Source organism: Gordonia sp. NPDC058843, from assembly GCF_042743165.1.
Taxonomy (GTDB): domain Bacteria; phylum Actinomycetota; class Actinomycetes; order Mycobacteriales; family Mycobacteriaceae; genus Gordonia.
The window spans coordinates 1-12522 of the sequence record NZ_JBHYNC010000012.1 but is presented as its reverse complement, the minus strand read 5'-3'; the positions used below and the strand labels follow the sequence as shown (position 1 = coordinate 12522).

General features: G+C 69.4%; 12 protein-coding genes. 9 read left to right on the top strand and 3 right to left on the bottom strand.

What is annotated here, in order from left to right; all coding sequences use genetic code 11:
* Positions 1-315 precede the first annotated feature (315 nt).
* Genes ACFW3F_RS10720 through ACFW3F_RS10700 form a run of 5 tightly spaced genes read left to right on the top strand, consistent with a single transcriptional unit; the run spans position 316 to position 6765 of the window.
* On the top strand, positions 316-1809 hold the full coding sequence (locus ACFW3F_RS10720; protein WP_388057231.1) for a hypothetical protein: 1494 nt from the start codon (positions 316-318) through the stop codon (positions 1807-1809).
* 1 nt (position 1810) lies between these two features.
* A complete protein-coding gene (locus tag ACFW3F_RS10715; RefSeq protein WP_388057055.1) occupies positions 1811-2260 on the top strand; it encodes a hypothetical protein in 450 nt (149 codons plus the stop codon).
* Entirely contained in the window at positions 2257-3804 is a 1548-nt protein-coding gene (locus ACFW3F_RS10710) for an FHA domain-containing protein (protein ID WP_388057053.1), read from the top strand. The genes ACFW3F_RS10715 and ACFW3F_RS10710 overlap by 4 nt, the downstream gene beginning before the upstream one ends.
* A gap of 20 nt (positions 3805-3824) precedes the next feature.
* Positions 3825-5951, top strand: a complete 2127-nt coding sequence (locus tag ACFW3F_RS10705; RefSeq protein ID WP_388057051.1) for a cation:proton antiporter — start codon at positions 3825-3827, stop codon at positions 5949-5951.
* A 1-nt stretch (position 5952) separates the two neighbouring features.
* Positions 5953-6765: a protein kinase gene (locus ACFW3F_RS10700; RefSeq protein WP_388057049.1), complete on the top strand. Its 813-nt coding sequence runs from the start codon at positions 5953-5955 to the stop codon at positions 6763-6765.
* A gap of 31 nt (positions 6766-6796) precedes the next feature.
* Here the strand turns inward: ACFW3F_RS10700 and ACFW3F_RS10695 are convergent, their stop codons facing one another.
* The 3 genes from ACFW3F_RS10695 to ACFW3F_RS10685 form a co-directional block, all read right to left on the bottom strand.
* On the bottom strand, positions 6797-8254 hold the full coding sequence (locus ACFW3F_RS10695; RefSeq protein ID WP_388057047.1) for a serine/threonine protein kinase: 1458 nt from the start codon (positions 8252-8254) through the stop codon (positions 6797-6799).
* Between the two features lie 318 nt (positions 8255-8572).
* Positions 8573-8878 carry a hypothetical protein gene (locus ACFW3F_RS10690; protein ID WP_388057045.1) on the bottom strand — a complete coding sequence of 102 codons (306 nt, stop codon included), beginning with the start codon at positions 8876-8878 and terminating at the stop codon, positions 8573-8575.
* Between the two features lie 64 nt (positions 8879-8942).
* A complete protein-coding gene (locus ACFW3F_RS10685; RefSeq protein ID WP_388057043.1) occupies positions 8943-9083 on the bottom strand; it encodes a hypothetical protein in 141 nt (46 codons plus the stop codon).
* Between ACFW3F_RS10685 and ACFW3F_RS10680 the strand changes: the two genes are divergently transcribed.
* The 4 genes from ACFW3F_RS10680 to ACFW3F_RS10665 all read left to right on the top strand — a co-directional run.
* A complete protein-coding gene (locus ACFW3F_RS10680) occupies positions 9082-9945 on the top strand; it encodes a universal stress protein (RefSeq protein WP_388057041.1) in 864 nt (287 codons plus the stop codon). The genes ACFW3F_RS10685 and ACFW3F_RS10680 overlap by 2 nt on opposite strands.
* Positions 9946-10029: 84 nt before the next feature.
* Positions 10030-10479, top strand: a complete 450-nt coding sequence (gene soxR, locus ACFW3F_RS10675) for a redox-sensitive transcriptional activator SoxR (protein WP_388057040.1) — start codon at positions 10030-10032, stop codon at positions 10477-10479.
* A 92-nt stretch (positions 10480-10571) separates the two neighbouring features.
* Complete coding sequence (locus ACFW3F_RS10670) at positions 10572-11612, top strand: patatin-like phospholipase family protein (RefSeq protein ID WP_388057038.1); 1041 nt, start codon at positions 10572-10574, stop codon at positions 11610-11612.
* On the top strand, positions 11609-12522 hold a 914-nt coding region (locus ACFW3F_RS10665), incomplete at its 3' end, for an MFS transporter (RefSeq protein ID WP_388057036.1). The genes ACFW3F_RS10670 and ACFW3F_RS10665, both read left to right, overlap by 4 nt.

Here is a 12522-nt window from a genome sequence, read left to right as displayed (position 1 = left end):
CACGCTGCCCGCAGGCGTGAGTCCGGCCCGGAGCCGGTCGTGAACCAGCCGCCGCAAGGTCCGACGCGCGTCGTCCCCCAACCGGGTGGACCCCAGCCGGGTGGACCCCGTCCGGGTCCGGGGCAGCCCGGACCCGCACCCGGCCCGCGCCGCCCGGGGCCCCCGCCGCCCGCCCAGCCTCGCCCCGGCCGGCCTCATCCCGGCCAGTCGCCCCGGCAGGCGCCGCCGGCGCCCGGCCGAGGAGCGCCCGGACCCGCGGGTGCCGTGGGTGACCTGACCCCGGAACTGGTCGATACCGACATCTGGACCGACGCGATGGTCGACGGAGCGGGCATCCCCATCGTCGACGTCCCGTTCGTGACGGTCGGATCGGGCATCGGCTCGTTCGTCACCGTCGACTATCTCCGCATCAGCGGGGTGCCGCTCGATCAGATCGCCGTGCTCGGACCGCAGGACGTGCCGTGGCACAGCTACGAGTACCTGACGCGGGTGTCACAGATCCCGCGTGGGGAACGCCTGCGGTCGGACTCGGCGTCGACCCCCGACAACATCTGGGGCTTCCCTTCGTATGCGGTCCGGGAGGCGTGGGCGGACAAGAAATTCAAGCCCCTATGGAATGTGCTGGTGGAACCCGACTTCGCGAACTTCTACACCCCGAAGGCCGGGCATGCGTTCGCATCGATGGAAAAGGAGTGCGAGCGCATCGGCTACCTGAAGTGCCTCCACCGCGGTCAGGTCCGGATGATCCGACGCCGCGCCGGTGGCGGGTACTACACGATTCTCACACCGCCGCAGGGGACTTCACCCACCAAGCGGGTGGCCTTCCGCAGTCAGTGGGTCCATGTCGCGATCGGATACCCCGGTATCAAGCTCCTGCCCGACCTGCAGGCGTTCCGCGAGACCTACCGCGACGCCAGCAAGGTCGTCAACGCCTACGAGTCGCACGAGCACATCTATCAGTCGCTGCAACGCAAGCCCGGCACCGTCGTGATCCGCGGAGCGGGGATCGTCGCCTCGCGAGTCCTGCAGCGGCTCATCGACGATCGTGACGCCTACGGACTCCAGACCCAGATCGTGCACCTCTTCCGCACGTACTACGACAAGCCCCACGGGCCGCACATCTTCATGCGGCGCAAGGGCAAAGACGGTTGGGCCTATCAAGGATTCAACTATCCGAAGTCGGTCTGGGGCGGTCAGCTCAAGGCCCGGATGCGCAAGCTCGAGGGACACGAGCGCGCCGAGGCGTACAAGCAGATGGGCGGCACCAACACCCCCGTCCGCGATGACTGGCAGGAGCAGTTGGCGCGCGGACGGCGCGAGGGGTGGTACCGCGTCGCCGTCGGCAAGGCGGAGAGTCTGGTGCCCGCGGCCGGCGGGCAGGGTGTGGTGACCACCGTGCGGGTCGATCCGCATGCGCCGATCCGGCAGGAACACCGGCCCGACGGCACCTTCGAGATCTACGCCGACTACGTGATCGACTGCACCGGACTGGAAGCCGATGTGCGCGAGCATCGCCTGTTGCGCGACCTGCTCGACCACACCGGTGCCGGCATCAACCCGGTCGGCCGCATGGACGTCGAACGCGACTTCGAGCTGAAGGGCACGCGCAGCGGGAACGGCAAGCTGTACGCCTCCGGCAGTGCGACGCTCGGCGGCTACTTCCCCGGCGTCGACACCTTCCTCGGTCTGCAGATCGCCGCCCTGGAGATCGCGGACGACCTCGCCCGGCAGGGGTTCTGCAAACGGTTGACGCCCTGGCGGTCGACCGCCCAGTGGTGGCGCTGGATGAACAACAAGGGAGTCGACTGACATGTTGCCCACCCTGTGGGGGCGAATCCAGACCCGCGTGCTCGTGCTCGGCGTCCTCGGCGGTCTGTGGACCATCGTGCTCGTCCCGTTCCTGTGGCTGATCTCCTCGGGGGACCCGTCGGTTCTCGACGTCTATCGGGTCGCCTTCACCGTGCTCGTCACCGTCATCGTCCTGGGCGTGCTCTGGGAGTTCCTGTACCACTTCCTGCAGCAGTTCCGGTGGGAGAAGGACTGGCCGACGCTGTTCGGGCTCCTCACGGCGATCAACGAGGGCATTCTCGTGTGGATCGTGATCGACGGCACGGGACTGATCCCCGAGTCGCTGAAACCGTCGCCCGTCGTGTTCTCGGTCCAGTTCGTGACCACCTGGCTGCTCGTGTGGGTTGCGGTCAACGGGCCGCTGCGCGCGGTCTTCCCGCACTGGCGATTCCAGGGGGGCCGGTTCCTGTGACCATTCCGGGTGACATCCCCAGCGTCACGCCGACCGTGACGCTGATCCCCGGCGCGGGGGTCGTGATCCGCACCCCGGCGTTCCTGTGCCTGATGGACGACACGGTGCCCGCGTCGTTCATCACCGACCTCCTCGACATCGAATCCGCGGTCGCCGTGCCGGATTCGGCTCCGCGGCGCGGCCGGCACCTGGTGCGGGCACTGGCGCAGCTGGTGGCCACGGCCGATGACCCGGTCGACATCGCCTTCGCCGCACCCGACAACGCAGGTATCGCGATCTTCCTCTCGGGCCGGGTGTACGGCGAGACCGACGGCAAGCGGATCGCGCCGGCGGCGGGCGACACCTACGACCGCGCCGTACCGTGGCCGTTCGAAGGGCTCGGGCTCTACCTCGCCGGCACGGAGCCGGCCGAGGTCGGCGAGGAACGTTTCGACCTGGTCGAGGGGACGGTGCCCGCCGCGGGCGCACTTCTCCACACCCCACTGGGATTGCGCGGCACCGAGTTCCACGCGATGCCGTCGAGATCGGCGAAGCCGCGACCGGCCGAGGAAGCCGCACCGGCGGAGATGGCCGCACCGGCGGAGATGGCCGCGCCGGCGGGGGCGGCAGGCCCGGTGGACGAGGACGCGAAGTCGACGCCGGTGCCCGGGCCGCTGCGCAAACGGTCTCCCTCCGACGACCCGCAGTCACCACCGGAGCCCGCCCCGGAGGTCGCCGTCGAACCCGTTGTCGAACCCGCCGTCGACCAGGGGCTCGCACCACCGGAGCCGGACCCGATGGGTACCACCGAACGGATGGCTCCCGACGCCCGGCCGGACCCGCTGCCGTTCACCTCGACTCCGCTGGCCGGACCATTCGAGTCGGAACCGTTGGCTCCCAACGGCCCTCGTGTTCCCGAATCGGCACCGGGCCCGCCGCAGGACCCGGCACCGCCGAGCGGCCGACCTCGCATCGAGCCCGAGCCCGCGCCGAATCCGTTCGCCGAACCTCTCGAGCCCCGTGCGCCCCTGCCCAGGGAAGAGCATCAGAAGCCCGCGACCGAGGTCGTCAAGATCGAGGCCTCGCGCGCCATGGTCCACGGCATCCGCTGCTCGCGAGGCCATCTGAACCACCCGCAGTCGTGGCTGTGTGGAGTCTGCGGGATCCGGATGGATCAGCTGACGACCTTCCTCGTCGAGGGGGAGCGACCGCCGCTGGGCTGGTTGTTGCTCGACAACGGATTCACCTTCCTGCTCGACGAGGACCTGGTCATCGGCCGGGAACCGGGGACGGCCGGCGGCGGGCCGGCCGGGTCGCCCAAACCGATTCGCGTGCAGGATGAAACAGGTCAGCTCTCCCGGCGCCACGTGGAGATCCGGCTGGTGGAGTGGACGGTGCAGCTGGTCGACCTCGGTTCGGCCAACGGCACCTTCGTCGCCGATCCCAGCAGCGGCAACCGCGAGACCCGCCTGCTGCCGCACCGCGCCCACGTGCTGGTGCCGGGATCGCATGTCCGCATCGGTGGGCGGCACTTCATCTTCGAGTCACATCACGCCCGCGTTTGAGCGAACGGATCCGAGAGGTCATGGAGAAACACACGATCGCCTTCCTGCTGCTCGACGTCGCGGTGGTCATCGCCGCGGCCCGGGTGGGCGGGATGATCGCGCGTGCGTGCCGCCAGCCGGCCGTGGTCGGCGAGATCGCCGCCGGGATCGCGCTGGGTCCAAGCTTGCTGGGGCTCCTGCCCGGTGATCCCGATCAGTGGCTGTTCCCCGACGACGTCCGTCCGCTGTTGGGCGCACTGGCGCAGATCGGCCTGGTGCTGTTCATGTTCATCGTGGGCCTCGAGCTGGACATGCGGTTGACCAAGGGGCGCGAGCGCGCGGCAGCCAGCATCTCGGCGTTCTCGATCGCCCTGCCATTCGGCCTCGGGGCCGCGCTCGGGCTGTTGCTCTATCCCTCGCACAACATGGTCGGGGGCATGGAGATCGAGCGGCTCGGGATGGTGCTGTTCATGGGTGTCGCGATGTCGATCACCGCCTTTCCGGTGCTGGCACGAATCCTCACCGACCGCGGGATGATGCGAACCGTACCCGGGGTGTTCAGCCTGGCCGCCGCTGCGATCGACGACATCCTGGCGTGGACGCTGCTCGCCTTCATCATCGCGATCATCCAGGGCGGCAGTCCGCTCGAGGTCGCCAAGATCGTCGGGCTCACACTCGTCTATGCCGCGGTGATGTTCGGTGTGGTCCGGCCGCTGCTGACAAAGCTGATCACCTGGCGCGACAGCGCGGGCCGGCTCACCCCGGACATCCTGGCGGTCATCCTGATCGGGCTGTTCCTCTCGGCGGCGGCGACCGACGTCATCGGCATCCACCAGATCTTCGGCGCCTTCGTGTTCGGCGCCGTGATGCCGAAGGTGGGGGCCGAACAACTGCACCGGGAGATCCTCGAGCGACTCGAGCAGGCGAGCGTGCTGCTTCTGCTGCCGATGTTCTTCGTGGTCACCGGACTCAATGTCGACCTCACCGAGATCGGGCTCGCCGGTATGGGGCAGCTGCTCCTGGTCCTGCTCGTCGCGATCGCGGGCAAGTTCGTCGGTGCCTATGCCGGAGCGCGGGTGAGCGCGATCCCCACCAGACAGAGCGCTGCCATCGCGGTGCTGATGAACACGCGTGGACTCACCGAACTGGTGATCCTGGCCGCCGGCCGTGAGCTCGGCGTGCTGAGCGACGAACTGTTCGCGATGCTCGTGGTGATGGCTCTCGTCACCACCATCCTGACCGAGCCGCTGCTGCGAGTGGTGTACCCGGACAAGGTGGTTGCCAGTGACATCGCGGCAGCCGAACGTCGCGCACTGGCCGCCGCCACCGCTCCACGGGTCCTGGTGCTGATCCGCGATCCCGTCGGTACGGTCGCGGATCTCCGCGCACGGCATCGTCGGATGCTCGACTGTGCCACCGGATTCGACGTCGTGCTGGCCGGTCTGCTCACTGCTCCGGATCGCTCTGCGCGCCCGCTCGAGGTCGGGATCCCGGTGGTGCCCGACTTCGCGGCGATCGCATCGGCGGTCGAGAAGCTCAACGAGTTGGGCTCGTCGTTGACCGGTGCGGGATCGGTTTCGGTCCTGTGCCGGTTCAGCGCCGATCCGGCTGTCGACCTCGACGCGATGTCGGAGAACGCGAATGCCGACGTCATCGTCGTGGACAGCGCGGACCGGTCGCTGGGGGAGTCGCTGCGGTCGGCCCCGGTGGCCGTCATCGACGAGACCGCCGATGCAGGCGTGGCACCGAGCCGCAGCACCATCACCTGCGTCGCCGCCGACAGTCGCAGCGGGCGGACCGCTGCGCTCGTGGCCGCTGGGCTGGCGCTCTTCGGTTCGCGATCGCTGACCGTCGTCGCGTCCGGCTCCCGGCGCCGCTGGCTGACCGACCTCAATGCGGTTGCCGAGCAGGGCGTCTCGGTGTCGGTCCAGGACCCCCGTCGCCATCGGGACGACGCCGTGTCGTTCACCGTGGCCGCCCCGGACGAGGGTGGTCGGGGCGCGCCGGTACCCGTCGTCGTCGTCGACAACACCGAGACGAGCGAGGAAGCACTGGCCGACCGCGTCACGGGTCTCTACCCGTTGCCGACGGTTACGCCACCCGCACCGTCGGGAGCGGCTCCCGACACGTCCGGCCCCAACATCGGCTCATCATCGGAGAGGCACTGACATGGCGACAGTCGAGATCCCGCAGCAACTCGCGGATTTCACGGTGCTCGAGAAGCTCGGCATCGGCGGCAACGGCACGTTCTACCTCGCCGTACCGCCGGCGCGGTTGGGCCTGGCCACCGACCGCGTCGTGGTGAAGGTCTTCAGTGGCGTCTGCAGCGACGACGCCTATCGCCGAGGTGTCCGCGAGTTGCGGGCGTTCGCCGCGGTCGTGTCGCCCCACCTCGCGGGCCTCTACGATGCCGTGCTGCAGGGCCAGTTCATGTACGCGATGGAGTACTTCCCGCTCGGCTCGCTGGGCAGCCCGGCACGCGAGCTCAGTCGGGACGAGAAGCTGGCGGCGATCGCCGACGCGGCGCGGGGTGTCGACGCACTGCACGAAGCCGGGATCGCGCACGCCAACATCACGCCGTCGAGCATCATGGTCACCGAGACCGGTGGCAAGATCTCGGATCTCGGTCTGGCCCGGGTCCTCGCCGCCGACGAACCCATCACGAGCTTCGCCCAGCCCGGTGCGGTGCAGTACATGGACCCTGCGCTGCTGGCGGGGGACGTGCCCTCGCGTGCGACCGACATCTGGTCGCTCGGGGCGTGCCTGCACCGTGCGCTCACCGGTGACGGGGTCTATGGGGAAGTGCCGGACACCCAACCGCTGCTGGCGATCCGGGCGGCGTTGTCGACGCCACCGGCGCTCTCGGAGAATCTGGACCGCGACGAGCGCACACTCATCGCCAACTGTCTCGCACTCGCCGGGACGAGACCGTCGACCGCGATGGAGGTCGCCGGCCGCATCGACGCGCTCCGCGGGCGCTGACGACGGGCCTGCTCGGGGGTTCGGGTAACCCTCAGCCCAGCGGTGCGGTGCGCCACCAGTCGTCGAGGATCTCGCGACCGGTGTGTCCGGGCCAGGTCGTCACCAGCGTGTACTCCGCATGCGGTGGTCGGGCGAAGTTCGTGACGACCCAACCGTCGACGACGCTGTCCCGGCTCGCCGACGCCGGTCCGTCGCGCCAGCTGATCTCATCTCCCGGATAGCCCTTCAGGCCGGCGGTGACGGCAGCGCGCGTGGGTGTCGTGGAGGTGCGCCACACCACGAAACCGACGCTCGCGGCGTCGGTACACGAGATGCCGACGACGCCGTCGCGGACGACGGCCGCGCAGGCGGCATCCCGCCACCCTGTCGCCTCGGGTGACTCGGGCAGGAGTCGAGGAAAGGCCGCGGCGATCGGGGCGACGGTCGACGGCCACGGCGGCCGGGCGGTGCGCGCGCCGAGCAGCATGAGCGTGCCGACGACCACCGCGACGGTCACCGAGGCGACCAGGAACGGTGCGATCAGACGACGTCGACGCAGCGTCGGAGAGGTCGGCGGAGGCGGCCTGGTCGACTGGATCGCCGGCGCGAGGCCCCGGTGCCGGTCGGTGACGATGTCCGTCGGGCGATCCGGATGGCCGGTGGGCTGGAAGGTGTGCGGGACGTCGGCGGGTGGAGGGCTGTCGAGGATCTCGGTCGGTGGTTCGCCGTCGGTGCGGGTCAGATGCAGCGCGAGCTCGGCGGCGCGGACGAATTCCGCACACGTGCGGTATCGGTGGTCGGAATCGGCGTCGAGCGCACGCGCCAGCACGGCGTAGAAGGCTGGAGACACCGCCCCCGATATCCGATGCCGCGCGACGGAGCCTGTGCCGGTGAGCAATTCGACGAGGGTGCGGCCCAGGGAGGCGACATCGGTTGCCGGGTGCGGCATCTGGTCGCCGGCCGCCGGTGCGGTGAGACCGAAACCGGTGAGCGTGACGACGCCTGGCGCCGACGCGGCGGATCCGGTCAGGTCGTCGGGGCGGGCGAGCAGGATGTCGGCGGGGGACACGTTCCCGTGGACCAGGCGTCTGCGGTGTGCGGCGTCGAGCGCATCACCCACGACGGTGACGATGCGTACCGCGAGATCGACGTCGATACCGTCGGGGTGGCGGCGGATCAGCAGGGCGGCGTCGGAGACGGGCACGGGGGTGATCGCAACCCACAACCGGCCCGCGACGTAGCCGTGACCGACGACGTTCGCGATCCCGGGATGCTCCACCGCAGAAGCCTTTTCGACTGCAGTCGGGAACCAGCTGCGAAACGCGGGATCAGCCGAGAACATCCGGTCGACGACGGTGAGCAGGACCCGCTCGGGAGGTGTACTCGGATGCCGGACCGTCGCCAGATGGTCGGCAACCCCGGGGCGCCGGCGGAGCAGTCGATCGACGCGATAGGGCCCCACGAGAGCTCCGGGAGCGAGTGGTTCGTCGTGAGTCGGACCGACGGACACGGTGCCTCCCTCACCTCAAGTATCTGCGGCCTAGCGGCCGTCGTGGACCACGAAAGAACACTCGTGAGTGTCCGAAATCCATGCTCCCTGAGGTGCGAGCGAAGCGAGCCACGAAGGGTCTCGCAACGTGTCTCACCAGGCCCTTCGAGGCTCGTCGACCTCGACGCGCTCCTTCGTCGCTTGCTCGGCCCGGCGGCTTGCGCTCCTCGCACCTCAGGGAGCAGGAGTTATGCGGTTCTTTCGGATTAGGTGGAAGCCCCGATTCTACCGTTCAGAGCGCGGTCACCGGGGCGAACGGGCCCCGATGACTCCCGTCGGTCACTCGAAGAGGACGGGTGCGGAGTTGAACAGCATCACGATGAAGAAGAACAGCAGGAACCACGCCGCGCCCTGCCACACCTGCCAGCGACCGTTGCGCTTCCAGACCAGGTAGGTGCGATACAGCATGGCGCTCGCGCCCACGAGAACCACGACGGGGGAGGCGACGATGAGCACTGTCTGCAGTGGATCCGACGACGCATGGGCGAGCACGAGCAAGCCGAGTCCGAGGACGACGGTGATCCCGATGTGGATCATGATCGAGCGAAAGTCGTTGGTGCCGTTCTGCGGAAGGGGTGACGTCATGGTGTCCACCAGGTTACACGTCGCGCGAATCGTGCAGAAAGCCACCGCGATCAGGTCTTCGTACTCATTGCCGCGACCACGACGTCGGGGCAGGATGGGGGTCGGGGCCGATGCCGGGCCGCACGGCGATGACCCCAGCAGACCAGCGGCCGAACCCGACGACCCCACCGGGGCCGTCGAGATCAGAGGAGATGAGCCACAACATGAATGCGATACTCGTCGGCGTGGACGGGTCGGACGCGGCCACGGGTGCGGTGCGGTGGGCCGCCCGGGCGGCCGCGGCCGAAGGACTCGATCTCAAGGTGGTCGGTGCATACGACGCCAGCACGAGTGACTACGCCCCCGGCCTCATCATCCCGCAGGACGTCGTCGATGCGATCCGCCAGGACGCATCCGACGCGGTGCACGCGGCAGCCGACGCGGCGAAGGAGGTGGCACCCGGGGTGACGGTGGCCACCTCGATCGTCGACGGCGACGCCGCACGCGTTCTGCTCGAGCTGGGCAAGGACGCCGCGATGATCGTGGTCGGTACTCGCCGTCTCGGCAGCGTGAAGGGCCTGTTCCTGGGGTCGGTGAGCACCAGCGTCGCCGCCCATGCGCACGGCCGGGTCACGGTGGTGGCGGCCGAGGGCAGCGCCGCCGGACCCGTGGTCGTGGGTGTCGACGGTTCGCCGATCAGCGACGCCGCGGTGGCCGAGGCGTTCCGGCAGGCGTCGCTGCGCAACGTCCCGCTGCGCGCGGTGCACACGTGGACCCCTCTCGACGCGGACGCACTCCACGGCTACGGCATCGGCGCCGACGAGGTGGCGCGGATGACACAGGACGCCGTCGAGGTACTCGCCGAGCGCCTCGCCGGCTACGCGCAGGACTATCCGGACGTGACGATCGAACGTTCCGTGCTGCCCGAAGAGCCGGCGAAGGCGCTGCTCGACGCGGCGGGCGCCGAGGCGTCGCTCCTCGTGGTCGGCAGCCGCGGACGTGGTGGCTTCCGCGGTCTGTTGCTGGGCTCGACCAGCCAGAAGGTCATGCACCACGCCGAATGCCCGGTGATGGTGGTCCGCACCTGACCAGGTGACAGGCTCCACATGCCGAGCTCGTCGTCCCCGGTCGTGCGCCGGGGACGACGAGCTCACGGCGCTTACCATCGACCCATGACGCTGAAGAAGCTGGAGCTCTCGGTCGGTGAGCTCGCCCAGCGAGCCGGCATCGCCCCATCGGCGGTCCGCTTCTACGAGGAACAGGGCCTCATCTTCAGCCGGCGCACCTCGGGCAACCAGCGCCGGTATCACCGGGCGATGCTGCGGCGCGTGGCGTTCATCCGCGCCTCGCAGGTCGCCGGGATCCCGCTGTCGGTGATCGGTGAGGTCCTCGCCGAACTCGGCGACCACGAATCGCCCCCGAAGTCGATGTGGGAAGCAGCGTCGAAGCGCTGGATGGACGACATCAACCACCGCATCGAACTGCTCGAGAACATGCGGGACATGATCGGGTCGTGTGTGGGTTGCGGTTGTCTGTCGCTGGGTGAGTGCCACCTCCTCAACCCCGGCGACGAACTCAACAAGCTCGGCCCGGGCCCGCGTCGTCTCCCCATCGATCAGTAGCGGGCCATCGATCAGTAGCGGGCCATCGATCAGTAGCGGGCTCCGCCACTTGCGATGTCGGGCCGGAAAATCCACGGCGGTACTGTTGCCCCATGGCTCGACCCTCGCGCGTGGCGCTGGCTCTGGGAAGTGGCGGCGCCCGCGGTTACGCGCACATCGGGGTGATCGCCGAACTCGAGGCGCGGGGATTCGAGATCGTCACCGTCGCCGGCTCGTCGATGGGCGCGCTCGTCGGCGGGCTCTACTGCGCGGGCAAGCTCGACGACTACGTCGACTGGATCTCGGGTCTGTCCCAGCTCGACGTCGTCCGGCTGCTCGACGTATCGCTGACCAAGCCGGGCGTGATCGGCGCCGAGCGCATCCTGCTCCGGGTCCGGGAGATCCTCGGGGACACCGTGATCGAGGACCTTCCCGTCCCGTTCACCGCGGTCGCCACCGACCTGAACGCCGGCCGCGCGGTCTGGTTCCAACGCGGCGTCCTCGCCGACGCCCTGCGCGCGTCGATCGCGATCCCGGGGGTCATCAGTCCGCACGAACACGGCGGCCGGTTGCTGGCCGACGGCGGCATCCTCGATCCGCTGCCGGTGGCCCCCACCTCGACGGTGCCCAGCGACGTGACCATCGGTGTCATCATCGGCTCCGACGGCGGTCCGGAGGCGGGAGCCATCCGGGAGCCCAAGGCCAAGGGATTGCTGCGGCGCAACGTGGCGCCGATCCTCGACAACGAGTTCATCCGGGCGGTACGCGATCGGCTCGGCCACGAGGTGCCGCCGAGTGAGCGCGACGAGCTCCCCGGCGTGACCGGTGCGGCGGTGTCCGCCACCGACGATGGTGCCGTCGGCGTCGACCCCGCGGCCGCGCCCGACTCCGACCCGTCCGCCGAGCAGACGACGCCGGCGTTCGGCGTCGACGAGCCCGCGCGTATGGGTCGCGTGGAGGTACTGAGCCGGTCGCTCGACATCATGCAGGAGGCCCTGACCCGCTATCAGGTCGCGGGCTATCCGCCCGACGTGCTGATCCGGGTGCCCCGCCGGACGGTACGCACGCTCGACTTCCACAAGGCCTCGGAGATGATCGAGCTCGGCCGGACCCTGACCGCGCGGGCCCTCGACGACCTGCCCGAGCTGCCATGAAGCGGATCCCCCGTGGCATCTGGGTGCTGCTGTCGGCGAACGTCGTCATCGCACTCGGATACGGGTTCATCGCTCCTGCGCTGCCCACCTTCGCCCGCACCTTCAATGTGTCGTTCACCGCCGCGACCGCGGTCGTGTCGGCCTTCGCGGTCATGCGGTTGATGTTCGCGCCCGCGACGGGTCGCCTGGTGACCGTCTTCGGGGAGCGGCGCATCTACCTGACCGGCCTGCTGATCGTCGCGGCCAGCACGTTGGCGTGCGCGTTCGCCCAGACCTACTGGCAGCTGCTGGTCTTCCGCGGCCTCGGCGGCATCGGCTCGACGATGTTCAGCATCTCGGCGATGGCCCTGCTGATCCGGATGGCGCCGAGCGACATCCGCGGGCGGGTGTCGGGTTTCTTCTCGGCCGGGTTCCTCATCGGCAGCATCACCGGACCGCTCATCGGCGCCGCGCTCGTCGGTTTCGGGTTGCGGGTCCCGTTCGTGGTGTACGCGGTCGCACTGCTCGTCGCGTCGACGGTGGTGGCCACCCAGCTGCGAGAGGTGATCGCCCCCGACCAGGCCGACGGTCCGACGGGCGGACTCATCGGTTTCCGGACCGCTCTGCGCGACAGCGCCTACCGGGCGATCCTCGCGTCGAACTTCACCCAGGGCTGGGCGTCCATGGGGGTCCGGGTCGCGGTGGTGCCGCTGTTCATCACCGAGAGTCTCGGTGCCGGAGCGGGAATGGCGGGAATCGTGCTGGCGATCTATGCGGCGGGCAACGTGCTGGCGATCCTCGTCGCGGGCCGCCTGTCGGACCGGTTCGGTCGGCGGCCCATCATGCTGCCCGGACTCGTCATCACCGTCGTCGCGACCATCGCGCTCGGCTTTTCGCCGAACGTCGGCGTCGCACTGGCGCTGTCGGTGGT